The following is a 26,579-nucleotide window of genomic DNA, read 5'->3' on the forward strand; positions in this document are numbered from 1 at the left end:
GCCTATTACTGCAGCCGTGTAACTTCATAGCCGAATAACGATGCAGCAAACGACCGGTGCAACAATAGCACTATAGATCATGATAACAGATCAACATCCTAACTGCCGATCAGTATAGCGGCAGACCAGCAGAACGAAAGTGCAAGGTAACCGGCTAACGACGGAGCTAAGGAGCCCTGTAATTAGGGATCAGACTAACCGGCCAACTATAAAACTGTGGAACAATATAGCGGCAGCACAACAGAATGATATATTAATGTAGCGATAATACCTGGTAGCTGCGGAGCAGCAGAGCCTGATAGCAGCCGATCACGGTATCAAAGACCTGATCAGTTTTCGGAATAACACAGCGAGTTCCATTTGTTCATCCTCATGACGGCGAAGCAGCCGGAGATATTCGTCAACGACGGGAGGTGATAAAAGCCCTCGTTTTTGCAAGCGGTTCGCATAACGTGCCAGTTGATTGATATTATTTCCGCTTCTCGATAATTCCAGGCTGATTGCGTCCAGACGGCCCATCAGCTCAGCGGCATTCACGGCAAGCCCCTTTCCCTCAAACAATAACTTCTGCCTGACCAGTTCGGTCTTCTTTAAACCCAGTTCCCTTTCCAGTTGCTCCACCTGCCGGTATTCGGCTTCCGTAAACCGGACGTCGATCTTAAAAGATCGCCTGTCATTACCCGCTGGCGGCCTGCCGCCCTTGTTCCTGGTCATAAGCAAAGAAATTGAGTTGCGAAATTTCTTCCCCCCGGCATCAGCCGGGCAAGATTCTTTTTGGCAGACCGGAAATCCCGAAGGGTTTCCGTCGGACAAAAAGACATCTTGCAGGGTAAAAAACAAGAGGGCCCCCTGCATTAATAAAACGGCACTTTTTGTGAAAAGAAGCCTCAACGTATAAAAGGTATTTCGATGTTCTTAAAGAGGTCTTTCGGCTTTTGAGCCTCAAAGGCGGCGCGCGCTTCGGTGCGGCGCTTTTCACTATAATCGTGATGCCCGCTGAATGCCGGCGTACCGTCGGCCGCATAGGGTAATTCGGTCATAAACTGGTGAAGCGACTGGTGGCCTCCCGGGGAATGGTCAAAATACACCGAAATGGAAGGGTACCGCATGGCAGTCTTAATAGCGGCAGGCAGCAGGCTATAGCTGTTGATGATCAATGCAGTGTCCGGCAGTTCCGGATGATCATGTTTCCAGCTCAGGTAATCGAAGATATCCTTGAACACGCATATACGCCGACTGTCGCCCGACAGCAGGGTAAGCCCTTTGTTGCCCAGGCATCCTTTGAAGTATTTGTTCCGCACCTGCCAGCTGCCGGAATCATTACGGTGACCGGCAGCAAAAAATTGCCGGGGCTCTAGCTTGGCATGGACGCTATGGTAATGAACTTCCTGCAGGATGCCCTGCGCTACTTCCCAAAGTCCGCGTTTTTCCAGATATATGTGGATCGATGGGGTTTTTCCAAGGTCACAAACCTTATCCACATGATAATAAGGTTGGATCAAAGCTTTATGCCGCTTACGTCGTGTTGATTTAATCAGCGATACTGCGGCAGGTATGGCCTGTTCCATAATTTCATGCAGTTTGCTGCATACCTCCCTGATCTCCAATCCGGGCCAGAAGGCTAAACCAAAATCGATCACGTTGCCGCCTTTGCCGGTGTCATGGTCATACCACATGCCGAGGGTATCGTTTACGCAAAGGGAGGGTTTTTTGCCATCCTCGTGCAGCACATTTCGGTACATGATCTCGCGCCCGGAGTTGTAGGCGGGCTGATATCCCAGCCTGGCCAGCAGGCCGGTGATAGATACCTGTTCCCGGATGGCGGCAGGGTTCATTGTCGTTTCCATAAAAATTCAATTATAATTGGCGCCAGATTTCCAGGCCTCTGACGATAGCCTCTATCTCTATGCGGTCGATACGCCAGGCAGCTGAATTGTTGCCATCGCCACGGATGCTCAGTTGCCCCAGGTCCAGCAACTGCTCGATATAGCGCCTGCCGTAGCGGCGGTAAGCCTCACGTTTTTTTAGGTATGGCGGCAATTTCCCGGTGTGGATCAGCGCGACGATCGCGCCTAGCTCGGCAGCCTCGTGGACAATGGTGCGCAGTTGTTGGTTATTCAGGGCGATTTCCATAATGTGATAGCATAAAAAAAGGGGTTCCAACCGGAACCCCCTTCAAGACAAATTCGGGACATACTCGCGTCGTATTCTACAATACGGGCCTCTCAGCCTGCCCGGGCGCTTTCAGCATGTTGCGGCTTTACGCTCACCTTCGCCCGATTTCCGCTTTTCAGGCGGATAATGTTTCGTCCCCAGATGTCAAATAACGTCCGTTACCTTTCTGCCACGGGCAGGTAGGTCAGCCGGTTGCTGGAGGCGCTAACTGTCTCCAGGTTATTGCGGCTGATCGTCTTACCCTGAGGCGAGATAAGCCCTTCGGCGATCCAACGGTCCACACAGGTGCGGCCGTAGCGCCGGTAAGCTTCCGATTTGCTGATCGTTTCAGGGAGCAGGTGTTCCATCGCCAGGACCTCATGGGCCCCGGCGACCGCAGCCGCTGTAAATAATCCGATCAGTTCGTTTGATTTCATATCCTCAGGATGACAGGACAAAGGTTGCCGGACGCGGAATTTTTCTTTCAAGAGGCACCACAGGGGGCACCAATGATTTTAAATTAAATAATTGGGTAGCAGGTTAATTGTAATATGCAGTGATGGGGTAGACAACTGCAAGTGGGAAAATCAAAAGAAGATCGTAATGCTTTGCAGTGAAGGTGTCGAAATTTAGGACGACTACATGAACGCTGGATCTCCGCGACGAGCTATATGATGATGTCCTGTGTTATTTTAAGTCTTACCTGTTCAGCCCGATTCCTGTGCCTAAAAATTCGTTGCGGACATCAGGCCTGCTATGAGCGAATCGCTGCTCGAGGAAGTGATGATCGTGTGCAGACAGATCGGGATCAAATAAGAGTTAACAGATTTGTTAAACCAAGGGAATCCTGCTTGCACAGACTCTTTGAATTCCCTGCCGTTATTATAAGCAATTCTATATTGCTGTGCTTAAAGAATCCTCAGGACTCCGCGAATTACGGACAGAATTCTTTGGTAACGGCCTGTACCCCTAACTCACCGACATCTAAGTTTTTCTACCTCTTTTGTTTCGCCAGTTGCTTCCTGCAGCGTTCGTTCTCACTAAAGGTATGTCCTTTCGGTCTGGGTGGCTCAAATGCTATTTTCCCGGTCGTTATATTTAACTTTAAGGACCGCTAAATATTTTAATGGTTTTCCTTAACTGGCATCTCCGGTTCGAACCTTCTTTCGCCGATCTGCTGACGCCACAGCGCATAATACAAACCTTTGTACGAGAGCAATTCGTCGTGGTTGCCCGACTCCGCAATACGTCCCTTCTCCAGGACATAAATAATGTCCGCATGCATAACAGTGGATAATCGGTGCGCGATCAGGATGGTCATCTGCTCTTGGCCGGCGGATATTTCACGAATGGTCTGGGTGATTTCTTCCTCGGTCAGAGAGTCCAGAGCCGAGGTAGCTTCGTCAAAGATCAGCAGCCGGGGTTTGCGAAGCAATGCACGGGCGATGGATATCCTTTGTTTCTCCCCGCCGGAGAGCTTCATGCCGTTCTCTCCCAGCACTGTATCCAGTCCATTCCCGGATTTTGCAATCAGTTTTGTTGCCGATGCCTTGCGCAACGCTTCAGTAATTTGTTTGTCCGTAGCGGTCGGATTCACCAGCAGTAAATTATCGCGGATCGTACCGGCATACAATTGCGTATCCTGTGTAACAAAACCGATCTGCCGTCGTAAAGGGTTATACCGGATGGCGGTGGAGCTTACGCCGTTAAAACAGATTTTCCCGGCAACCGGAATGTACAAGCCAACCAGCAGTTTGACCAGCGTGGATTTACCCGATCCCGAGGGACCGACGAAAGCGATCGTTTTTCCAAGGCGAATATCAAAGGAGATGCCGTCAATGGCGTTGTAATTCGCCGTACGATGCCGGAAGACCACATCTTCAAAGCGCAATTCTTCGAGTTCGCCGATCTCGATGGGTTCATCGGGGCGGCGCTCGATAGATTTGTGCATCAGCACATCAAAGCTTTTGAATGACGCATCCGCTTCGCGGTAAAGAAGAATGAGATTACCCAAGTCCTGTAATGGCGTAAAGATAGCGGTCGAAATAAATTGCATTGCGATCAATTCGCCGGTGCTCAGCACCTTGCGGAAGATCAGCCAAAGCAATATAAACAGAATGGATTGTTTAAGCAGGTTAAGCATATTGCCCTGCAAAAAGGATAAGAAGGCGACTTTACGCGCTTTGTACATTTCCAGATCGAAGATGGTTTTGGTCTGGGCATTCAGCCGCCGGATCTCGGAAAAGGTCAGGCCAAGGCTTTTCACCAGCTCGATGTTCCGCAGGCTTTCGGTGATGATACCCGCCTGTGCATCGGTCTGACGGTTAATGGACCGCTGCACGGTCTTGATACGCTTGGATAACAGTCCCGTCAGCGACCCAAGCACAATAATGCCGACAAAAAATACCGGCACCAGCAGCCAGTTCTTGCTCAGGCTGTAATACAAAAGAAAGGCTACGCCCACCAACGAGGAGAACAGCACGGTGACAAAAGCATTGATAAAACGCTCGGCATCGGTCTTGACCTTTTGCAATACGGATAATGTCGTTCCGCTGCGGCTTTCCTCATATTCCTGAAAAGACAGGCGCAGGGTCTGCTTCAGGCCATCGTTAAACACCTGCATGCCAAAGCGGGCGACGGTCTTACGGGTCACAAAGTCCTGCAGTGATTTGAATAGCTTCGAGAATATTGCTAATCCTAAAGCGATGGCCAGCCAGTACAGGATGCCGCGGATCAATCCATTTTCGGATAGGTGATTTCTATTGGTGGCATACTGATCGATGATATGCCCGAAGATCACCGGGTCGATCAGCGCCAACAGCTGCGCAGCCGCGGCCAGTACCAAGGCCAGAGCGATCAATCCACGGTACGGTTTCAGGTATTGCCAGAAGATTCCCATACCTTTTATAAGTTAAAAAACGCGGAATTGTTTATAGCAGCAATTCGTTGAGTAAATATTATACAGTACTAATACAGCTAAAAATAGTGTATTAGTGATTTATATTGTCAAGTTATATCAACAAGAATCAATCTAAATTCTATTTCACCTGTGCGACCGCCGGCGGTGTCGATTGACCGTTTACCAAGTTCTCTTCTGACCCGTAATCGCATAAGTATAACGAAAAGTTTGGTTCGGGATGTCGACCAGTTGCAAATTTTGACATAATCGCCTTTATATAGTGAACATATTTAAAATGTCTCAAGTAAATTTGCCCATTAAAATAAAGGTTGGACGTACTTCGGAGCGGACTTTGCGGTTTCCAGAACCAGTAATTTGCGTTACAGTTCATCGGTCAGTTGTGCAGTGTTTCCGGCATATCCATAAGATTAAAAAGCGAAAATACCTTATCGTCTGACACCAGGAATGACTGCCTGGGATCGGACAGCGGAACTTCATGGTCGTCTACACCCATGCTCCAGTCAGGGAAACGCCGATGATGTACAGGCCCTTCTTTAAGCAATACAACGCGGTAGTGGCGGTTGTCCTGTTCAATATTCCGATAAAGTCTTAATATTTCAGCTTTCGGCCCTTCGATCATTTGGATAAACAAGTCAGGCAGATAGATCAGCATACCCGTTATTCCAAATTTTTCATTGTTTCCACGCGCCGCAGCCAGTAAGGTTTTTACATCTGCTTTGCAGAAAGCCTTTCCAGGTATGCTGCAATAAATGATATAATATAAGTCCATGCTATTCGGTAGTCGCTAACGGTAAACTGAAGCAGAAGCTTGATCCTTTACCCAGCTCGCTTTCCGCCCAGATTTGACCCTGGTGGCGCTCGATGATTTCGTAAGCTAAGAAGAGACCGATGCCCAGACCGGAAATATACGGGTTGGTATTGTCGATCCGGTAGAACCTGGAAAAAACATCCTTTAGTTTGTCGGCAGGAATGCCGATACCCTGATCCCGCACAGCCAGAGTTACGTTTTGGAGATTAGCTTTAATTGTAACTTCTACCTGGTCTTGTCCCGGCGAATAACGGATGGCATTAGTCAAAAGGTTTGTGATGACTTGCTCAATGCGATGTGCGTCACCGCGAACTAACATCAGGGATGCGGGTGTATCTAATTTGATATGATAATCCCTGTTGGTCAATGCAACCAATTCAATCGTTTCTTCAGCTATTTTTTTGAGGTCAACGAGCTCCGACTTAAATTGCAGTTTCCCGGCTTCAATTTTGGAAACGTCCAGTAGATCGGCCACCAAAGCGCTCAGTTTTTTTACCTGTCCTCTTGCTTTCCCCAGGAATTTCCTGGCTTTTTCTTCAGTAACCATCGTATTCAGAATCTGCAGATAACCGCTGATACTAGCTAACGGCGTTTTAAGTTCGTGGCTTGCCAGACCGATGAATTCGTCCTTCTTTTCATTTAAGGCTTTCACTTCTTCAAAAAGCCGTTTGTTTTCTTCCTTTATTGCCAGGTCCGTGCTGATATCCCGTGCAATTTTCGATGCCCCGATCACGGTCCCTTTGTCATCTACGATCGGAGAAACGGAGAGCGAAATTGGAATTTGTCGCCCATCCTTGGCCAGACGAATAGTCTCAAAATGATCCACCTTATTGCCTTTCCGGACTTCACTGATGATATATTGTTCTTCAGCAAGCCTGTCGGCAGGGATAATCAATGTGATATGCTTTCCGATAGCTTCGGCTTCGGTATAACCAAACATGCGCTCCGCTGACTTATTCCAACTGGTAATAATGCCGTCCAGGGTTTTGCTCAGGATACAATCATCAGAAGTATCAACGATAGCTGCGAGAATAGCTTGTCTTTCACGGGCGATCGTATGGTCGGAAATATCGCGTGCGATTTTGGAAGCACCAATAACACCCCCTTCATTATCCAGGATAGGGGAAACAGATACGGATATTGGAATCAGTTTACCATACTTGGTACATCTAAACGTTTCAAAATGATGGATACGGTGGCCTTTAGAAATTTGCCCTATGATATAGGTTTCCTCCGCTAACCGTTCAAAAGGGATAATTAAAGAAATATGTTTGCCTATTGCTTCCTGTGCCGTATAACCAAATATTCGCTCTGCGGACTGGTTCCAGCTGGTTATAACGCCTTCCAAAGTCTTGCTAATAATGGCATCGTCCGAGGTGGCGACAATAGCAGCCAGCATAGCCTGCTTTTGTTCAGCCAGTAAGATTGTATCAATCATGAAAATGTCGACAGGTAATAGTGTATTACTGATATAACCAGCATTATTCCAAATTGTTGTGATGGGTTCAATGAATGTACGCTCCCTTCGTCTCAGTAGGCGTGTTATCGGCAGAATTCTATATCAATTCACCATTGAAACATAACAATAGCGGAAAATATAATGGTAATAAATTACCGTTCATCCTTAAAAATACCGATCGTTTTTTACTTTTGTTTGCCATTCATAAACCGTCGAGAAGTTCTTAAGTTTACCTATTATTCAATTCTCGAATGACAGACAAACTAAAACCTTGTCCTTGTGGAAAAGGGGATATATCAGGACTGGAAAGAATACAGAGAAACGCGCTGATGCGTGTTTTTCTATTTTGGCTACCTTTCAAACGATATCGTTGTGTTGCCTTAGAAATAAATGGATCATAAATAGAACTAAATGGCTACCTGGACTGAAAAGCTTATTTTAGACTTTATATTGGCGTTTGAATTTTGCAATTATAGCGGGATATTGTCACTAATTTATTGTGTCATCACCATGGCAGGCAGTCGTGAAGCCTAAGATCTTAGTGTCATCGGTTTGTGAAGACACAAAAGTATGAAATCATATAGAGAAGATAATTATGATGAAGATGTCATAGGTCCGGAAATGCTTAACCTAACGGAATAAATGCTGCGTCCTAAATTTAATAATATCAGTTTTCAGTGTTGAAATACGGTAGACAGACTGTTCGCCATCTGCTAATTTATTTTCATAGATCATAAGCAGAAATTCTTCGCAACTCATTTGTCCTGTTTTAAGTGATCAGATTAAAGTTGTTTATGTTAGAAACAGGGAAGGTTCCCAAAGTATAAATAATCGTGAGTGGCAATTGGTAAGCAAAATAAACCGGACTGATGATGACAATTATCTAGCTCGAATAGTTATGCAACTTTTCCTGATGATACTGCTGAGTTAACGGACTAGGGAGTTTATCTGACGAATTTGGAGGGTTGGTTTTTCGCAGCGTTAACTGTACTAATAGAGTGTAAGGTTCCTGAAAACGAGCATTGACCCGTTCATATTTCAAATGTAAAATAACAGCTCGATTTACTTGGGGGTAATTTGTTGGTTGCAAGGAGTAGGGTATTCGGTTTTAGTGACTGAAAGCTCCGGTGTACGCTCTCTATTATTGGATGCCCGGGCAGGGCTATCAGTTTGCCAAAGATTTTTACGGTGTTTTTTTTCGGATAAAGAAAATGTTCAGGGCATTGTCGATGAGCTCAGAAATTAACTGATCGTTTGTTGGTCATGAGGTCGGGGCGATATTTGGCTTGGAATCCTATCTCTGACTCCTACGAGGATCTGCTGCCCCTAATGTTTCTGACAATAATCCCAGGATGTGGAAGCAAACGGGATGTAGAGGCTTTTCGTTCATATTTAAGTACTAACAAGATTTTGGACATTTACCTTACGCTCGTTTAGACACGTCCGCAAAATCCAAACTGATTAATGAAAATTACTTGTCAATTTAGACACTAAAAGATGACGCTAAAGACTACGTTCGTTACAGAAAGGAAATGTTTAAGAAAAGAGATATAAAAACCAATCCTTGAATATTACAGGCATCTTGATGATACCCTATGCTGTTGATCGTGATATAGATTGATGTGATTGGTAATACCTGTTGCCGTACCTTAAATATTTATGGTACGTGAAGCCCGCAGAACCTGAAATCTTAATTAAAAATTGTAGCTATGAGCCTGTTAATTGAATATTAATGTTTTGTTTGCGTGTTCGGTTATTTTGGGCCCTTATGGAGCAGCAAAATAATTTAAATAGCGTAATGATAACCTGGAAAAGCTATATCAAGAACCGAGTAAGCATGGAATGTCCTGTCTTTTGTACGACCCTCAGTATTAAAAAAATAATTGGAACGGTGATGATCATGGCCCTGTTGATGGCAAATATGGTTCATGCTCAGGTGGGAAAAAACAATCCGCACATAAACCGGCAAGCCATCAAAACGGTCTATCCCACCAAAGACTGGGTGATATCAGACTTTATAGTGACCGATCCAAAGTTTGGAGCCAAAGCCAGGCCGGGCTTCGATAACAGAGCGGCTTTTCAGGCCGCTATTGATGCAGCTTATAAAAACGGTGGAGGCGTGGTGTACGTACCGGCGGGGCATTATGAATTTCGCAGCACGCAAACTGCCACTAAAAGTGTAAGAGTGCGCCAGGGCACTGACCAAATCATGAAAGACTTTAAGTATCAATATGTGCTAAACATCCCAACCGGTGTGCAGCTACGCGGTGACTGGGCCGATCCCGAATTATATAATGGGAAAGTGCTCGGGACTATTCTTGAAGTACGCACCGGCAAAAATGCACCCAATTACAATGGGACGGTTGAAAGCTGGTGGAACGACGCTCAGGCAGGCAATGCACTTCGCACAACCTATACCAGTATAGCAGACCGGTTTATAGATATGAATTCGGGGACGGGCATAACGAACATGTCCATCTGGTACCCAGAACAGGACATTAACGATGTTAAACCTTATCCGTGGACATTATTTCAGCCAGGCGGTGACTGTGTGACCATTGAGCATGTAACCCTCGTAAATGCCTATAACGGTTTCTATTCAGCCCCAAGTGAACTGCACTATGTTTTGAACAGCTATATGACCGCCCTCAGTACTGGAATAGAGGTGCATGTATGCACGGACATCGGACGGATTGAGCATGTGAAAATAGATCCTGGATACTGGGCTAATTCAGGGCTCCCTGGCTCCCCTGCACTGGCAAAAGTTGCCGGATATACCAGAGCGAACGGCACAGGGTTCAACATGCACCGCTCGGATTGGGAGTATGTTTCCGCGCTGTCTGTATCCGGTTATAAAACGGGTATGTGGGTAGGTCGGGAACCGGGTTTCTCCGATAGCCCTAATGCGCAGTTATACGAAAACCATATCAAGGATTGCGGAACCGGTTTATATATTCAGGCGGTTAATCCCTATGGCTTATTGATTTCCAACTCTACATTCGGGGCTGGAAAAGATGGTAAGGCTGTATATTTTTATAACGACTTTAAAACTTCCGTTCAATTTAACGGTGTAGATTTTACCGGCCCTGTTGTAAGCGATGGCAGCGATGGGGTTATCGCTTTCGAAAGCTGTGCGTTTAGCGGTTACAGCGATTACGCGCTTAAAGTAAACAACGGGAATGTGCTGCTCACCCAAACCGAGTTTAAAAAACCTGACGGGCATGTATTTCTGGGAGCAGATGTCAACACACTTAAATCGGTGAACTCCGGTTATAACGGCAAGCTGGAAATCAAAAATGACAGCAAGGCCGCCAGGGTTGAGATTAAAAACAACAAGGAGTATTTGTTTGATCCGATCCCTAAAAACCTTATAACAGACATTCAAGTACATCCGAAGCCTGCATCAGGTAAAGTGTTTAGAGCCGATTTGCCGAGAGCAACAGGCTTTAACGACGACCGGCCGACGGTAGATATATCTGCCCGGTTGCAAATGGCACTCAGCGAAGCTAAGGCTGCCGGCGGCGGCACGGTGTATTTGCCTGCGGGAAGATATTTAGTAAATAATCCTATCCAAATTCCTTCAGGGGTTGAACTAAGGGGCACATGGGATGTACAGCACCATACGCAAAGCGGTGGTGTTGGGATATTTACTACTTATGATGGCGGTGCTGCCGGAGAAAAGGGCGCTTCGCTGATACAACTCGGGGCTCGCGCCGGTATCAGCGGCTTAACCATCGCACAGTTGAATATAGCAACTGACGGTTTTAGCGCTGATCATCCCAGGGTAACCCCGTTCCTGATACAGGGACAAGGCCCAGGCGTATATATTGTAAACATAACGGTGGTTGGCGATAAAGGAATAGATCTTGCTTCCTACAATACCAGCGGGCATTATGTTGATTATTTTGCCGGCGTATTGGCCAGAGCAGGCATTTGGGTGGGTGGAGGTGCTATAGGTGGATTTATCCGGAATATGCAGCTCAACCCGCATTATGGAGCGCGGCTCCCCCAGGGTGGTCAGGGATATCCGGGAGTAGCTTTGACACGTTTCATACAATCCAACTGTAGTGCGCTAAAATTTGCTGATATCAAAGACCAGACAATATTCAACAATTTCGTTTTCGGGTCATTCTATGGGATACACTTCCTGAAAGATGCCATAACCGGTAAATACCCCGGAAAAATGACCGTTATCGGTCACGGATCAGATGGATGCTCTTATTCTTTATTTGTAGAAGATGCCGATAAAAACACCAAAATAATCGCTGTCAATTCCGAACTGGTTACCACAAAAACAGCAGAGCCGGTAAGGTCATATGTTTTGATGGGAGGTGAAACGAACAACGGTAAAATTGACCCCAATGCTCAACTTGTTCTGTATAACAGCGCATTTTGGGGAAGCCCCACCACAGGAGCCATTATCAACGGCGGTACGGTGCGTTTCCAGCAGGCCAACTTCACACAGTCCGGCATGCCCGGCATAGACAATAGAGGTGGAAGTGTACACGTTTATACTTCTTACTTCTCGCGCCCGATGACAGGTGAAGCTGCTGGTGATAATGTGTACGCGAAGCTGCGCACGAGTCGTGTTTCAACCGAACTTACCAACAATTATTATATCTCCGGGTTCAGGGCAGATAATGCGAAATCGGGTAAGATCTATGGTTCTGATATTATTTTCGGTAAGCAGTAGTACATTTATTGCACTGAACCATTATTACCCAAACAGACTGACAATTGCTAGTCTAATGCAACGTATTATTATGAGAACATGCCTGGCATCAGCAATAGCTACATTGGCCATATTAACGGCTCAAAATACCGTTTGTACGAAAGCATGAAGAAATGACGGGCTTTATTAATGCCTTATATAGTAACTATGATAGATTCGCCAAATGTCCGGCCTCAAACACCGCAGCGTGGAAGATTCTGTAATTAACCCGCTAAAAAAACCTATCAGGCGCTCTACGCCAATAAAGGGGTCAGGAAAAGACCGCCGAGGATTATATAATCAGCAATCGAAATTGTAAATATAGGATCGGCTGAAGGCAACGAACCGAACTTGAAAAATACTGAGGCAAAAGCTACAGCAAGATCGCCCTCGACTTGTTCATTAGCGAACAGGCGCTGCGAAGTCATGTTAAAAATTTTACAACAGATATTGGCGGTCAACAGCATGGCGAAATTATAGAATGACCGATGCGAACCATAGATCAAGTAAAATCCCCTCGTTTGCGGTATTGACAAGCCTGGCCATTGCCCGTAAATTGCCTTGTATTTCCCGATCATGAAAAAAACTATATCTGCCGTACTAAATGCGTCAGGTAGTTCCGGATGCAAAAAGAATAGTAATCTTCTGGTGCGGGATTATGATCCGGCAAATTTGCCGCCCCCTGTATTAATCGCTTCCCGTTCAGAACCAGTAATATAGACAGGATACTTGTTCGCTTGGTGAGGTATCAGGAGGGCGGCTGTTGTAATTGTAAGCGTAATTTGTCTAATCTTTAGATTCGGTGTGAACTATATGGATATCAGGAATATTAATTCAGTCGGCATATCCGACTTACATGAACAGACGGTGGGTTGGTATATTGGAAACTATATTTTAAACCCAAATTCAGGCAATTCACCGATGCCATACGTCGGCGGGGCGGGCAGTATATTTGTTTATTTCTACCGCGGTGGGGACAGGCAAATGTACAGCGTCCTTTACCAAAAGAGCATCTTGCCAAAACAACCTAATTTGCTGGAAAAGCACGGACCTTATCAGACTGGGGACTTGACTTTACGTCCTGTAGGGTGGGCCACCGTTAATGGAGATTCACATTGCGAGTTCTTTTTGCCGGAGGCAGATATCTTACCGGGGGCATATATTCGTTCCAAACCCGGTAAATTGGCTGATATCTATTACCTGGCCAATCAAAAAACGTTATATTACTATCACACCAGCTGGTGTGTTGAATATGTGAATAAAGTTACAAGCGATATACTTTCGTCTGCCGAGATAAAACTGTTAAAACAATACATCAGCAGTAAGACTACGCAGGTTAGATTATGCTGAGGGCAGCATCCCTGTCCCGTTTTACGGAAGCCAAGCGCCCGGCGACCTCAGTTGAATGATTATTTCATTCCTTCATCATAAAAAGCCTGAATATCACACGGTACCTCCATTCCGGTCTGGTCATGAATATAAACCAACTCTCATTCAATATTTAAAGCCGCTCGCCATTTAATACGAATAGCCCGGTTTTGTCCAGGCTATTCCATTAATTAAGGGGCAGGGATCAAACGATTTTATCCAGCACATATTTATACAATGTTCTGGGATTCGTTTAAGCATCAATATTGACACAAGATACATCTATAATCGAAGATTCCAATATCAAACTGACCACTTTATCATTTTTCAAAAAGATATTATCAGACCCGGCTGTCACCGCGCAATGATCTACATGTTGCCTGTCTATCGACCGTCGTGCCTGTATAATTCTCTGGCAAAGGGGGTATAGATATATCATAAAAGCAAAAAGCTCAAAGTACTGGTTACTGAAACACCGGTCTAACGTAATGCTCCTACCTGCCGGGGCGTGATTTGATCAGCCATCCCGGCACCGTTGGTGTGGCGTGAAGCACTGGCAGGCGGTGCAGATGTATAATCAAAAAACAGCAAACGACTATTGACACAAATCCGGAGCGCAGACAATGACCCGGCTCATGACCGCACCCAACAAAATGGTGATATATTATTCAGTGGCGTCCGTACGCGGAAGGCATAACGTTCCAAAATACGAATTAGTATACCCTTTTTGCAGGATATCGGGCCAATCTTGATAATTCGTGTCCGGCTTCGGCAGGTTTAAATAAACCGCCGCAGTCAGGTCCAGGTACTGCCGTACCATCGTCGCCTCATCGGCCCGAACCTCTTCACTGAAAACGATGAGAGCCTCACTCAGCACATATTTTTTGCCCCCTTCTAACGGCTTATTATTTAAAGTAGGCGGCAGGGAAAAACCGCTCTCGGGCCAGATTCCGCCCACAGTTCGGATGTTTCCGTATCCTGATTATAATCTGCCAGCGCTGTTAGGTTCTGCAGATACAGCACCGATCCAGCCTTTGGCCTTGTCAAAGTAAAATATAAATGCCCGGACCAGGTGCCGAGTTGGTTAACTTTGATTTCGCCTTCCACCAAAAGATCACTGCCTTTCGTACCAAGTACTACAATGTCCCGCGGCCAGAAAGGAAATAATAGCGGCGCGTCTGGTGTTAGCGATGTGGTCAAACGCAGAACTGGGTTATCTACCGAAGGAAGGGTCACGTATGCTTCATAGGCATCTCATAGGCCCCAATCAGGGAACTGATCATGAAATTGATCTGGCCGGGTTTCTCTGTTATTTTTGGGCTTGCAGATGGTCATTTGGTGAATAAGCCAACCGGAAAGCGATCCGATGGCCTTTCGCCATATAGCTACCAGCCAGCAACTGTCCCCGGTTATGTGAACTTTAAAAGATTAGCTAGCGGTTTGTTGCTCAATGATAGCGGTCAGGTTGGGGGCATTCAAATTGGAATTGGCTGTCAATAGCCATGCTGAGGTTGCATTCATTGTAATAAAAAATTAATGTCCAACAAAAACTTATTACACCGAGAACGTCGGCTAGCGCCATAAAAATCGTAGCAACATCACCTATAGTTGTAAGATTTGTTTTTTTGTTTTTTGATAACAATTACTTAATCACTACTATAATACCAATCATTATTACCTGACCCTGAGTTTACGGCATTTATCAAATGATCAGCGATTTAGGAAATATGTGAGATTAGGATCAAACGCAATACTGGAATTCTATTGAGCATTAGTATTAAAACCCCAAGGTGCCAAATAATCCCATCTTTCAGCAAACCGTACAACAGGACCATGCAGCACCAATTGGAATTTCAGTTGATGCTGCATGGTAAATTGCGGCGAATTGCGTAATTTCGGCCTTTTAAGCATGGCAAAAAGAGTGTTGATATTGGGCGCAACGGGCAGGACGGGACAACATGCTATAGCGATGGCGCTAGCGAAAAATTACCAGGTTGTTGCCCTGGTGAGGAACCCGGGCAAGCTTGGCGCCAAAGAGGGGCTTACCATCATCGAAGGCAGTCCTACGAACATTAGTGATGTCCGTAAGGCCATAAAAGGGTGCGACGCAGTGCTGAGTTTATTAAGCCCATTAAACCGTAGCGAAGCTATTTCCCTTCGGAAAATCGATCGTCCGCAGGTGTTGAAAAGCAGCATCCGAAATGTGTTACAGGTCATGCCCAATTTCGGTGTAAAACGGATCATAGTTCTGTCCACGGTAGGTGCCGGCGATTCTTGGCAATATGCACCCTGGTATGTCAAACTCTTAGTAAGGCTCACTAATTTCAAAGTGATCTTTAACGATCATAATGCGCAGGAAGAACTTATCCGCCTATCCGGAACCAACTGGACGATTGTCCGGCCGGTCGGGTTAAATGAGAATAGGGCGGCTGGCGACGTGGTGGTCAGCTACAATCGTACGCCTAAGCCATTTCAGATGAGCCGTCAGGTGCTGGCCAAATTCGTCATCGAAGAATTATACAGTGACACCTACGTGCATAAAGCACCAATGCTGGCTGAAAAATAGCATCGTAAAACCCGGAACCTTTCCGATTCCGACGACGTGCGTCTGCATCTATTTTCAGGATTAAGTTCAGGCCGACAATCAGCTTAAATTGTATTATGGCCATGATATTGAGTTTAGGGACACCACATTATACCTGTCGCGGAGGTTAGGGTAGTCTATGCTGAGACAGGAATGCTTACCGATATCCCGGCAATAACAGCAACCAGTAGAAACAACCCGACTTAATGCCTACTGATTTCCACCGGTGACAGATTCAATGCTTGGATATCCCGGACTACTTTGCCAGTCGCACTTCCAGGTTTGCTTAACACCCAGTCCGAGTTCTTATGCTTGTTAGTTTACAGGTGGTCAATGACTTTTCGCTGAATTTGATTGATCGCCAAAAATAACGCAGGTATTTTTCCGGCTGTGTTCCTTGTTCCATAAATGAGTAAGACTGGAAAGGTTGCTGTGAATGCTGGGGGAAAGCGAAACCACTGAATTGACTTTCTTTTAATGAGCACGAGGAATAGTTATAACATGAATTTAAAATCAAAAGAGCGTTAACTGAAAATGTTAGTTATATAAAAGTGAACCATTGCAATTTATACGGCAGAAGGTTTAGGAGGCATTTTGGAACGTTTGATAATCGGACATTACTCTGGGTACTAACCACTACGGTCAAGGGCATGTCAAAAAAAGCATCATTCTTTTTTAGGCCTAAGTTCCTATTAATCAAGTCGTTGTGTAAATATAACTGACTGCAAAGGTGAGATTACGGGAAGAACCATAGGCGGGCGTTCTTTCGTCCGTCGGTGGTGTAGGTTGATTGGGTGGGGAATTAAAATCTGCTGTAATTTGACCTGGTAACTTAATTCAAATACTTGGATATTTAGTTTCATTTACTGTAATTTTGCGTATCACAGGGCTACTATGGTGCGGTTCTCCCGAAATCCTTAAAAAAATTAAACGGCTGTTGTATGACGGATCATGTTACACCTAAAAATGAACGAACTCAAAACGCAGGCTCAATGCTGATGAATTTGCCTGAAAACGAATTGCCCGTATTTAAGAAAAAAGTATGGTGTAGGCCGGAAATAGTGCTGATCAGCGGGGGAAACATTCTTAGTTCGCCATCTACGTTTTTTACTGAAACAACTTTCTTTTTTCATACAGGCCGTATGGGGCATAGTTAAAAGCGACCTGTCCATTTGCCTAAATAGGACTCGCCTGATATTTATTTTAGTGATAGATCACGGGAACGTTCATGGAAATTACAAATTTGATGAGAGTTGTTATTATTATAAATGGTCAAGTTTAAACCGTCTGCTAGGCTAACGAAGGGCGAGGATTGACCCAATCACGCCCGTAAACAGGTCTTTTTGAAAATTAAAGATTGTACCGATACAGTTCTCAGCAAAATCCGCTCAGAAGTTATAGTAAATCAAGACAATCATTTAGTTATCAGCTTTTCTAAAGCAACATTCACCCGCATGGAACGTCATTTTTTAGAAACGTTTAGCTTTTGGCAACCTTTCGGTAAGAAGTGTCTTTTCCGGCTCATTTAAACAATCCGCCCCATTTTCCGTGAAATGCCTGGAATTATCTTTCAATATTAGCATAGAAGGTTTCCCAAAAGTCTGTCAAAAATCGATAAATTTATATCCGCCCCGATCCGGCTTCCTCAATACAATTGCATGAACTCACCTCATGGGAGTAAGATATCTGAGCAAATGCGATCTATTCGGGTTATGTAGCTGAACGATCCTGAAGCTGTTGATATAGCTCGAGCGCACTTCGCTCTACCCAGTTGTGTGCGAGTTTCCCGTCCCTAATTTCCCATATTGCCGTGCCGGTAAAACTGATTGGCTGGCCGGCAGCGGGCAGATTGAATATGCCATAATTCAGTCCGCTGAAAATCCATCTGGACACGACCCTCGTCCCGTCTTGGCTTTCGAATATCTCAAGATTTTCCAGATTGCTCTCCCGGACAACGCTAAGTAATGAGGCCACCCACAGTTTGAAATTTTCACGGCCTTGGATTTCAGATCCGGCATTGGTGATGATAAAGTCATCGGTCATCAATTCGTCTATTAAATCGATGTGATAAGGCGCACTCCATACATGGTCCCAGAAATATAAGACTTTGTCTATGGAAGACATGGCGGCCAATTCCCCTTGTCGTAGAAGACTAGTTTTCATGGTTAAATATGTTTGTTTAAACAGGTTAAAAATTCGGCTATTAAGTCATCGTTCCGCTTATAGTACACCCATTGACCCTTCTTTTCGGAGCTCAGTATCCCGGCTTTTTGAAGTACCATTAAATGTTCTGATATGGTAGATACCGGCAGGTTCCCAACCTTTTGCATCTGACCCACGCAAACACCCGTGCTGAGTGGTTCCTGCTGATCGGGGAAATAATCCTCGGGTGCTTGTAACCACTTCAATATTTGCAGGCGCGTTGGATTACCCAGCGCCTTTATAATGTTTAAAATTTCCATGCGGCAAATATATTCCGGGAAAATCCGAAATAATAAAATTTGGACCTGTCCGGAATATTTTGATATTGAAATGACCATGCCGGGCCCATGAGGTAAGATGCCCGGTTTAATTATCGCCGGTTCCAATCAATTGGTAGCGCCACCATTAACCAGTAAATGCTGACCGTTAACGAAAGAAGAGAGGTCGCTGGCAAAGAACTCCGCCACATTGGCTACATCTTCTACTTCAGCCAGACGGCCCATGGGACAGCTGTCCAGCAGTTGCTGTCGCAGGCGTGGATAAGAACCTTCTTCAGCGAAGATTCCCGAGTGATCAACGGCAAACGGAATGATCGAATTCACGGTTACGCCGCGATGGCCGATCTCTTTGGAAAGAATGTCCACCAGGTAACGAGGCGTAGTTTTGCTGCCGCCGTAAACCGCCATGCCGGGTACCGGGAATGAAGTAGTGGAAGACGCAATGTAAATAATACGTCCATTATCTTCGATCTGTTTGGCTGCTTGCTGCAGTGTAAAGTAGGTGCCCTTGGTATTGATGGCGAACAGGCGGTCGAACTGTTCTTCAGTAAAGTCAGTTACCGGGGTTTCCACCATCTCTATACCGGCATTGGCCACCACGATGTCGATCTTGCCAAAAGCTTCCTTAGCGGCCGCAAACAGCTTTTCGATCTCGGCTACTTTGCTGACATCGGCCTGTACGGCGATCACGCGGGCGCCCATCGCTTTTATATTGCTGACCACTTCATCGGCCGACGCTTTATCACGGGAGTAATTGATCACCACGGCTGCCCCTAAAGCGGCATAACGTTCTGCGATAGCTTTACCTAATCCTCTTGCTGAGCCGGTTATAACGGCTACTTTGTTATTTAATGTGTTCATAATTGAAAAATTTAAAGTGTTTTCGGTTTTGTTGATTGATAATGATTTGATGAATTGCTGATTAGGCCATAGCGCCGTTCAGTCCTATAGTTTGCCCGCTGATCCACTTGGCATCGTCGCTTGCCAGGAAGGCCACCACTTTGGCGATATCTTCCGGCTGGCCGATACGGTTAAACGCATTCAGTCCAGCCAGCCGGTCGATCACTTCCTGTGGTTTGCCTTTGGTGAACAGTTCAGTATTGGTGGGACCTGGCAGTACAGCATTGACATTGATACCTCTGGCACCTACCTCCTTGGCGAACACCCTGGTCAATTGTTCCACCGCGCCCTTGGTAGCGACATAGGTGCTGTAAGTCGGCATCATCACGCGGGTGGTTGTTGAAGAAAAGTTGATAATGCTGCCGCCATCGGCCAGTTTGGTTGCGGCCTCGCGCAGGGTATTGAAGGTGCCGCGGACATTGATGTCGAACTGGCGGGTGAAATCATCGTCGGTCGTATCTTTTAAAAGTTTGGTGATCATTACGCCAGCGTTGTTGACCAGTACATCGATCCTGCCGTAGTGAGTAATAGCAGTATCGAACAATGCAGCTACCTCATGAGCTTTGCTAACATCGGCCTGCAGGGCGATAGCTTCGCCACCATTAGCTTTGATCGCATTTACCGTTGCTTCGGCTGCTTCCCAACCACCGGCATAATTAACGATTACTTTGGCGCCGGCTTCAGCTAACTGTTGAGCGACTGCGGCACCGATGCCTCTTGAGGCGCCGGTTACTAAGATTACTTTTTCATTTAATGTTTTCATGACTGTGGTTTTTATCGTCCTTATTGACAATACAAAGGTCATGTTTACGTCCGCCCGGGAATTGCAAGAGTTAAAGCAGGTGTTGCAAAATCCTAAGATTTGGTAAGGTACTATGTTAATCAGCACGGTTACGAACATCCCGGTTTGATTTTCGCAATTTTTGGTTTGATTCTCACCTGTTTTGGCATTGCTCTGCGGCCGAATTTTGTCCTGTATCATTTAACCAATAAATAACATGACAATGCAAATAATGAAAGCCTGGCGATTACACCGGTTCGGTATTGAAAACCTGCAGCTGGACGATATAGAGATCCCTGAGCCGGGAGTAAATGAGCTGCTTATTCAGATCAAAGCCGTATCGATCAACTATCGGGATAAAGCCATTATTGACGGCTCTTATAAATCAGACATCTTGAAAGAGGGGCCGGTTACCCTGGCTTCTGATGCCGTAGGAATAGTGGTTAGGATCGGCGCAGCAGTGACCCGGTTTAAGGAAGGTGATGAGGTGGTTACGCACGTCTATACCAAATGGCTTGATGGCCAGCGGATGCCTGAAGACGCAAATTACCTGCTGGGCTGGCCGTTAAGCGGTGTATTATCAGAATACATTGTCCTCAACGAAGAATCTGCTGTTGCCAAGCCCGCCTACCTAAGTGATGAAGAAGCATCAACGCTGCCGATCGCAGCGCTGACCGCCTGGAATGCACTAAAAGCAGTGGGGAACATTCAGGCAGGGCAAACGGTTTTTATCCAGGGTACAGGCGGGGTTGCGCTTTTTGCCGCACAGATCGCTTTTGCGCTTGGTGCCAAAGTGATCATTTCTACCAGTAAAGACGAAAAAGGCGAGCAGGCCAAAGCTTTAGGTGCGGGATATTTCATTAATTACACCCATACGCCCGATTGGGAAAAGGAAGTGTTGCGATTGACCGAGGGTCAAGGCGTAGATGAGGTCATTGAACTGGTAGCCGGGGATATTACCAGATCTGTCCAAGCTATTAAGTATGGTGGCACTATTGCTGTCGTCGGCTTTCTAAACAATCCGCTACTCAGGGTAAATGTATTCTCTTTATTTGCCAAAGATGCGAAGATCGAGGCGCTATCCATTGGCCACCGCAGGTCATTTGAAGCAATGAACATCTTCCTGGAAAAGCACCTGATTAAACCGGTGATCGACCGCGTTTACAGTTTTGACGAGGCTAAGGAGGCTTTCGGGCAGCTGGCGAAAGGCCCGTTTGGTAAGATTGTGATAAAGGTTTCGTAATCGAATAATTCACCATAACAATAGAAAAAAGATGGATCATCAATTAAAGGATAAAGTTGCCCTCATTACAGGTGGTACGACAGGTATGGGTTATGCAGCTGCCGCCTTATTTCTGAAACACGGCACCAAAGTGATCATAGCCGGCAGAAGGGAGGAAGAAGGTAGCCGGGCGGCCGCCGAATTAAAAAAGATCAGTCCCGATGTCCGGTTTATTAAAGCCGACGTATCCAAAAGCACCGAAGTCGAGCGACTGGTCAGCGAAACGGTCAACACATTTGGCAGGCTTGATATCGCATTCAATAATGCAGGTATTGAAGGCGCATTTGCAAAAGTGGAGGAAACTACGGAAGAAGAATTTGATCAGCTCATGGAGATCAATCTGAAAGGAGTGTGGCTCTCCTGCAAATACGAGATAGCGCAATTTAAACGGCAAAATACCGGAGGCGCTATTGTAAATACCTCCTCGTGGCTTGCCCGGGGCGCTTTTAGCGGCTCCGGCATCTATTCGGCCAGCAAAGCCGCATTGGAAAGTTTGGTACGCGTAATGGCCGTCGAACTCGGCGGATTAGGTATCCGGGTGAACAACGTTAATCCGGGCTATATTGACACCCCCATGTCTGACCGGTTCTTTCCCGATCCGGCATCAAAGGTGCCTTTTGAAGCCCAGGTTCCGCTTAAACGCTTTGGAAACGCAAGCGAAGTTGCCGAACTGGTTGTCTGGCTCTCGGGCCCTGCATCATCCTATATCACGGGTGAAAGCATTCTGGTCGACGGCGGCCTGACGATCAGCGGCCAGCGCAGCTAAACAATCCTGTTCATTTAAACAAATAATAACAAGATTCATATGGAAAATCAAATAATGAAAGCCTGGCGGCTGCATGATTTCGGGTTAGAATACCTGACCGCGGATGCCCTGCCGGTTCCGGTTCCCGGCAATAATGAAATACTTATCCGCGTGAGCGCAGCCTCCTTAAACTTCAGGGACAACGCACTTTTACAAGGCTATTATGATCCTAACATACTGAACAAGGGGCCGCTCATCCTGGCCTCGGATGCGGTGGGCAAGGTCGTGAGGGCAGGCAGCGGTGTAACCCGGTTTAAAGCAGGCGACCGGGTCATCTCGCATTACCTTTCCCAATGGCTGGACGGCGTGCCAAGACCGAACGAAAATGAGTTTACGTATGGCGGGCCATTCCCCGGGGGCCTGGCGGAATACATGATCCTGAATGAGAACAGCGCAGTAGCCTGTCCTGAAAGCCTTTCAGACGAAGAAGCGGCGACCCTGCCCATCGCCGGGCTGACGGCCTGGTCTGCGATTGTCAACGCCGGTCAGATAGGCCAGGGCGATAGTGTGGTCATACAGGGGACAGGCGGCGTCGCCTTATTTGCCATCCAGTTCGCCAGAGCACTCGGAGCCACAGTGATCGTAACTACCGGCACTGATGTCAATGGCGAAAAAGCGATCGGCCTGGGCGCGAGCCATTTTATTAACTATCATCAAGAACCCAACTGGTCAGAGGCCGTTTTGGAATTAACGGGAGGTGTCGGCGTAGATGAAGTCCTGGAGATGGCTGGCGGCGACCTGAACCAATCCGTCGCTGTATTAAAAGCTACGGGAATAATTGCCATGATCGGCTTTCTGGACAACCCTGAACTGAAGGTCAATATCTTCCCTATACTTTATAAACAGATCCGCACGCAAGGGATTGCCGTAGGACACCGTCGTTCCTTTGAGGCAATGGTTGCTTTTATTCAGCAGCACCAGATTAGGCCGGTCATCGACAAGGTATATGACTTTAATGATGTGCCCGCTGCTTTCCGTCAGCTGGCGGCAGGTGCTTTCGGAAAGATCGTCATCAAAATTAATCCTTAACTGTGACCCTAAGGCCGGGTGATCCCTCTGCCTTTTTAATTCCCCTGATTTAAACGTAAATTTATCTTATGGAAAAATCACAGCATGCCGAATTGCAGCAGACCAGACTGAACTGGCTGCCGGAGAACCTGAAAAGGGATATCGGGCAGTTCAATGTTTTTCCGCTGAAAGACCCCGACGGGCCGGTCATCAACTGCCAGCCCTATGACAGGAAGGGGTATTATAAGATCAGCATTCTTAACGGCCATACCCGGCTCTATTATGCCGATAAATCCCTGGAGGTTAAAGAAAGCGCGCTGCTCTTCACCAATCCCAACGTTCCGTACGCCTGGGAGCACGTCGGCGAAAACCAGTCCGGTTATTTCTGCGTGTTTACCGAAACGTTTTTTGACCACTTCGGCCATATCAAGGATTATCCCGTTTTCAAGCCGGGCAGTTCCCCTTTGTTTGAATTGTCGCCGGTGCAGGCAGAACACGTTACAACTATTTTCGGGGAAATGCTCCGGGAGATCGCCTCAGATTATACTTACAAATATGATGTATTGCGTGGGCAGGTTATGGACCTGATCCATAGCGCGCTGAAAATGCAGCCGGCTGTCGGGCAACAATACAATGCGTCCAATGGTACCTTAAGGGTCGCCTCCATGTTTACCGAGCTGCTCGAAAGACAATTTCCGATCGAGTCTCCGATGCAAAGGATGCACTTCCGCTACCCGGCCGAATTTGCAGAGCAGCTTTCGGTACATGTGAACAGTTTGAACCGGGCGCTCAAAGAGATCACCGGCAAAACTACTTCCCAGTTGATCGCGGAACGTATTACCCAGGAGGCGCGGGGCTTACTGAAAAATACCGACTGGAACATCTCTGAAATAGCCTGGTCCCTGGGTTTCGAAGAATTGCCGCATTTTATCAACTTTTTCAAAAAGAACGAGCACCTGACGCCCAAATCCTTCCGGCGGACGAATGAGGTTTGATTTTTGCAGTTATTCGATTCATTGACGCAACTTTTCCTGCTTTTGCCTGGCTTAACTTTGTTTTGTAAATCAATCGATTCAACTGTAATATGGAATACAAAACATTAGGAAATACCGGGCTGCTCGTATCCCGACTGTGTCTTGGTACGATGACCATGGGCTCGGGAACAGGCGTTTACGCGCACATCGGCAGCGTTGGTCAGGCTGATGCAGATCAGCTCATCAGGAAGTCTTTTGATGCCGGGATTAACTTTTTCGACACCGCAGATGTCTATTCCGGTGGGGAAAGTGAGCGGATCCTCGGCCAGGCTTTTAAAAATTTGAAGATTCCCAGAAAGGATTTTGTACTGGCTACGAAAGTATACTCCCGTATGGGGCCTGGCAGGAATGATGTAGGCGCATCCCGCAAGCACATCATGGATGGTATCGAAGGCAGCCTGAAAAACCTGCAAACCGATTATATTGATCTCTATCAGATCCATGCCAACGACGTCCTGACGCCAACCGATGAAACTCTTCGCTCACTGGACGACCTGGTTACGCAGGGCAAAGTGCGTTATATCGGATGCTCCAACTGGCAGGCCTGGAAACTGGCGAAGGCATTAGGCATATCGTCATCAAAAAACCTGGTCCGTTTTGATTCCCTGCAAGCCTACTATTCTATTGCCGGACGGGATCTGGAACGGGAGATCGTCCCCTTGCTGGAGGAAGAAAAGATAGGTTTAATGGTATGGAGTCCGCTGGCTGGTGGCTTGTTATCCGGAAAATTCAGCAGGGAGAACAAAAGTCCCGAAGGCTCACGCAGATCGGGATTTGACTTTCCTATCGTTGACAAGGAACGTGCATGGAATATCTTGGACGTGATCGCTCCTATAGCAAAGGAGCACAATTGCAGCGCTGCCCGTGTCGCTTTGGCCTGGCTGTTGTCCAAACCAGTAGTGACCTCGGTCGTCATCGGTGCCAAACGGCCGGAACAATTGACCGATAACTTAGCTGCGATAGCACTCCGCCTTTCACCGGAAGACATCCGTCGATTGGATGAGGTCAGTACCTTACCACCGGAATATCCGGGCTGGATGCTCGCCACGCAGGGCGCTGACCGCCTCGGACAGGTAGATCTGTGGGAAGGACATTCTGCTTAATTCAGCTTAATAAGCATTGACAACTATATTGTCAATGCTTATTAAAAATTATGGACATAGTAAACAGATGACCAGGGGCTGCGCCGGAATAAATTCACGTCAGGGCGTATTCATGTAATGCGCTTTACGGTAGGCTAACGGCGTGCTATCCGTATATTTTTTAAAATAATTGCTGAAGTGGGCGGATTCGGCAAACCCGAGCCGGTAGGCAATCTCTTTGATGGAGACTGACGAATTCTGCAAAAGGGATTTGGCTTCGGCTATCGTTTTCTCCATGATCCAGGTGCCTATGGCTTTACCTGTTTTCGCTTTGATAACGTTGCTTAGGTAATTGGGATGCAGGCTTTGTGCTTCGGCGTATTCCTGAACCCGAAAGACGCGCTCAACCTTGCCCTCGTTTAGTTCGCGGTAATGTTTTTCCAGCATTCGCTTGAAATTCTTAACGATGGCTGAACTGCGGTTGCCTTCATAAATGGGATTATAATCCAGCCAGAAATTTTCTTTGATTTTGATCAACAACACCACGAAAAGGTTGCTTATGATTCGCTTACGAAATGGGGAGGGGCTTAAATATTCCTGGTGAATGAGCAGGTAAAGACGCTCAAATTCAAGAAATACTTCCTGCGGCAGCACCCGCCCCGGAAATGTCTCGGTCAGTAAGAAAGGAAACTCTTCAAAGATATCAGCATGGACGTTCTCTTTTAAAAACGATTCACTTAACGTAATCAGGTAAACCTCGTCGGCCGTTTGCCATTCGTAAGACCGGTAATGGCCTGGGTTAGTGAAATAAACTGTACCCGGATAAAGCTCGAATGTCTGTTCGTCAATAGTATAATGACCACTGCCTCTTTTAATAAAGTTAAAAACGAAAAAATTCAGGCGATGTACAGGGGATTTGAATGGGAGCAAACCTCCAATGATATGGTTCAAATTAAAAATGGTAAAATCTGCCTGTGCGTCAATCAGGTCGGTAGGCAACCCCATGTGCCTGTATTGCTCATGCAATGTATTAAAAACCCTTGCGTCTCCGTTTTTCATAAATGTTGTGGTAGCATTCAATATCGTAATAATCTAAAAGAATATTACGTTTTCAGCGATAATGAAGGAATTATGAGTGGAGTTTTACGATAGAAACCCCATTTTTTCTTTATATGAAAATGGGGTTTAGCCGTATTGCCGGTT

24 protein-coding genes are annotated in these 26,579 nt (G+C 46.4%); 10 read left to right on the top strand and 14 right to left on the bottom strand.

Annotated elements, in window-relative coordinates; translation table 11 throughout:
* Nucleotides 1-309: 309 nt before the first annotated feature.
* The 7 genes from mobC to PQO05_RS05305 form a co-directional block, all read right to left on the bottom strand.
* Nucleotides 310-891: a plasmid mobilization relaxosome protein MobC gene (gene mobC / locus PQO05_RS05275; RefSeq protein ID WP_273631628.1), complete on the bottom strand. Its 582-nt coding sequence runs from the start codon at nt 889-891 to the stop codon at nt 310-312.
* Nucleotides 888-1,847, bottom strand: coding sequence for a hypothetical protein (locus PQO05_RS05280; protein WP_273631629.1), 960 nt, complete (start codon nt 1,845-1,847; stop codon nt 888-890). Before PQO05_RS05280 ends, mobC begins: the two co-directional genes overlap by 4 nt.
* Nucleotides 1,848-1,857: 10 nt before the next feature.
* Complete coding sequence (locus PQO05_RS05285; RefSeq protein ID WP_273631630.1) at nt 1,858-2,133, bottom strand: hypothetical protein; 276 nt, start codon at nt 2,131-2,133, stop codon at nt 1,858-1,860.
* A 200-nt stretch (nt 2,134-2,333) separates the two neighbouring features.
* Nucleotides 2,334-2,591 carry a hypothetical protein gene (locus PQO05_RS05290; protein WP_273631631.1) on the bottom strand — a complete coding sequence of 86 codons (258 nt, stop codon included), beginning with the start codon at nt 2,589-2,591 and terminating at the stop codon, nt 2,334-2,336.
* 686 nt (nt 2,592-3,277) lie between these two features.
* On the bottom strand, nt 3,278-5,053 hold the full coding sequence (locus PQO05_RS05295; RefSeq protein ID WP_273631632.1) for an ABC transporter ATP-binding protein: 1,776 nt from the start codon (nt 5,051-5,053) through the stop codon (nt 3,278-3,280).
* Between the two features lie 394 nt (nt 5,054-5,447).
* Complete coding sequence (locus PQO05_RS05300) at nt 5,448-5,843, bottom strand: BLUF domain-containing protein (RefSeq protein WP_273631633.1); 396 nt, start codon at nt 5,841-5,843, stop codon at nt 5,448-5,450.
* Nucleotide 5,844: 1 nt separating this feature from the next.
* Nucleotides 5,845-7,320, bottom strand: coding sequence for a sensor histidine kinase (locus PQO05_RS05305; RefSeq protein ID WP_273631634.1), 1,476 nt, complete (start codon nt 7,318-7,320; stop codon nt 5,845-5,847).
* 1,933 nt (nt 7,321-9,253) lie between these two features.
* Here PQO05_RS05305 and PQO05_RS05310 point away from each other — a divergent pair.
* Nucleotides 9,254-12,034, top strand: a complete 2,781-nt coding sequence (locus tag PQO05_RS05310; RefSeq protein ID WP_273631635.1) for a glycosyl hydrolase family 28-related protein — start codon at nt 9,254-9,256, stop codon at nt 12,032-12,034.
* 272 nt (nt 12,035-12,306) lie between these two features.
* Here the strand turns inward: PQO05_RS05310 and PQO05_RS05315 are convergent, their stop codons facing one another.
* On the bottom strand, nt 12,307-12,630 hold the full coding sequence (locus PQO05_RS05315; RefSeq protein ID WP_273631636.1) for a hypothetical protein: 324 nt from the start codon (nt 12,628-12,630) through the stop codon (nt 12,307-12,309).
* A gap of 235 nt (nt 12,631-12,865) precedes the next feature.
* On the opposite strand from PQO05_RS05315, the gene PQO05_RS05320 reads away from it, so the two are divergent.
* Nucleotides 12,866-13,402, top strand: coding sequence for a hypothetical protein (locus PQO05_RS05320; RefSeq protein ID WP_273631637.1), 537 nt, complete (start codon nt 12,866-12,868; stop codon nt 13,400-13,402).
* Nucleotides 13,403-14,084: 682 nt separating this feature from the next.
* Here PQO05_RS05320 and PQO05_RS05325 read toward each other — a convergent pair.
* Complete coding sequence (locus PQO05_RS05325; RefSeq protein ID WP_273631638.1) at nt 14,085-14,378, bottom strand: hypothetical protein; 294 nt, start codon at nt 14,376-14,378, stop codon at nt 14,085-14,087.
* 323 nt (nt 14,379-14,701) lie between these two features.
* Here PQO05_RS05325 and PQO05_RS05330 point away from each other — a divergent pair, with 323 nt between their 5' ends.
* From PQO05_RS05330 to PQO05_RS05340, 3 genes are all read left to right on the top strand, one after another.
* Nucleotides 14,702-14,920, top strand: a complete 219-nt coding sequence (locus tag PQO05_RS05330; protein WP_273631639.1) for a hypothetical protein — start codon at nt 14,702-14,704, stop codon at nt 14,918-14,920.
* Nucleotides 14,921-15,329: 409 nt separating this feature from the next.
* Complete coding sequence (locus PQO05_RS05335; protein ID WP_273631640.1) at nt 15,330-15,986, top strand: NAD(P)-dependent oxidoreductase; 657 nt, start codon at nt 15,330-15,332, stop codon at nt 15,984-15,986.
* Nucleotides 15,987-16,945: 959 nt separating this feature from the next.
* Nucleotides 16,946-17,161, top strand: a complete 216-nt coding sequence (locus tag PQO05_RS05340; protein WP_273631641.1) for a hypothetical protein — start codon at nt 16,946-16,948, stop codon at nt 17,159-17,161.
* A gap of 553 nt (nt 17,162-17,714) precedes the next feature.
* Here PQO05_RS05340 and PQO05_RS05345 read toward each other — a convergent pair.
* The 4 genes from PQO05_RS05345 to PQO05_RS05360 form a co-directional block, all read right to left on the bottom strand.
* Entirely contained in the window at nt 17,715-18,167 is a 453-nt protein-coding gene (locus PQO05_RS05345; protein ID WP_273631642.1) for an ester cyclase, read from the bottom strand.
* Nucleotides 18,168-18,169: 2 nt separating this feature from the next.
* Entirely contained in the window at nt 18,170-18,466 is a 297-nt protein-coding gene (locus PQO05_RS05350; RefSeq protein WP_273631643.1) for an ArsR/SmtB family transcription factor, read from the bottom strand.
* 126 nt (nt 18,467-18,592) lie between these two features.
* Nucleotides 18,593-19,345, bottom strand: a complete 753-nt coding sequence (locus PQO05_RS05355; RefSeq protein WP_273631644.1) for an SDR family oxidoreductase — start codon at nt 19,343-19,345, stop codon at nt 18,593-18,595.
* A gap of 61 nt (nt 19,346-19,406) precedes the next feature.
* The gene (locus PQO05_RS05360; RefSeq protein ID WP_273631645.1) at nt 19,407-20,147 is read right to left on the bottom strand and encodes an SDR family oxidoreductase; all 741 of its coding nucleotides are present in this window, start codon (nt 20,145-20,147) and stop codon (nt 19,407-19,409) included.
* A gap of 235 nt (nt 20,148-20,382) precedes the next feature.
* On the opposite strand from PQO05_RS05360, the gene PQO05_RS05365 reads away from it, so the two are divergent.
* From PQO05_RS05365 to PQO05_RS05385, 5 genes are all read left to right on the top strand, one after another.
* On the top strand, nt 20,383-21,408 hold the full coding sequence (locus PQO05_RS05365; RefSeq protein ID WP_273631646.1) for a zinc-dependent alcohol dehydrogenase family protein: 1,026 nt from the start codon (nt 20,383-20,385) through the stop codon (nt 21,406-21,408).
* Nucleotides 21,409-21,439: 31 nt separating this feature from the next.
* Complete coding sequence (locus PQO05_RS05370; protein ID WP_273631647.1) at nt 21,440-22,213, top strand: SDR family NAD(P)-dependent oxidoreductase; 774 nt, start codon at nt 21,440-21,442, stop codon at nt 22,211-22,213.
* A 39-nt stretch (nt 22,214-22,252) separates the two neighbouring features.
* Nucleotides 22,253-23,281 carry a zinc-dependent alcohol dehydrogenase family protein gene (locus tag PQO05_RS05375; RefSeq protein ID WP_273631648.1) on the top strand — a complete coding sequence of 343 codons (1,029 nt, stop codon included), beginning with the start codon at nt 22,253-22,255 and terminating at the stop codon, nt 23,279-23,281.
* A 68-nt stretch (nt 23,282-23,349) separates the two neighbouring features.
* On the top strand, nt 23,350-24,255 hold the full coding sequence (locus tag PQO05_RS05380) for a helix-turn-helix domain-containing protein (protein ID WP_273631649.1): 906 nt from the start codon (nt 23,350-23,352) through the stop codon (nt 24,253-24,255).
* Nucleotides 24,256-24,344: 89 nt separating this feature from the next.
* Nucleotides 24,345-25,397 carry an aldo/keto reductase gene (locus PQO05_RS05385; RefSeq protein ID WP_273631650.1) on the top strand — a complete coding sequence of 351 codons (1,053 nt, stop codon included), beginning with the start codon at nt 24,345-24,347 and terminating at the stop codon, nt 25,395-25,397.
* Nucleotides 25,398-25,496: 99 nt separating this feature from the next.
* Here the strand turns inward: PQO05_RS05385 and PQO05_RS05390 are convergent, their stop codons facing one another.
* Complete coding sequence (locus PQO05_RS05390; protein WP_273631651.1) at nt 25,497-26,435, bottom strand: AraC family transcriptional regulator; 939 nt, start codon at nt 26,433-26,435, stop codon at nt 25,497-25,499.
* Nucleotides 26,436-26,579: the final 144 nt, after the last annotated feature.

The sequence above is a fragment of the Mucilaginibacter jinjuensis genome (genome assembly GCF_028596025.1).
GTDB classification, from domain to species: domain Bacteria; phylum Bacteroidota; class Bacteroidia; order Sphingobacteriales; family Sphingobacteriaceae; genus Mucilaginibacter; species Mucilaginibacter jinjuensis.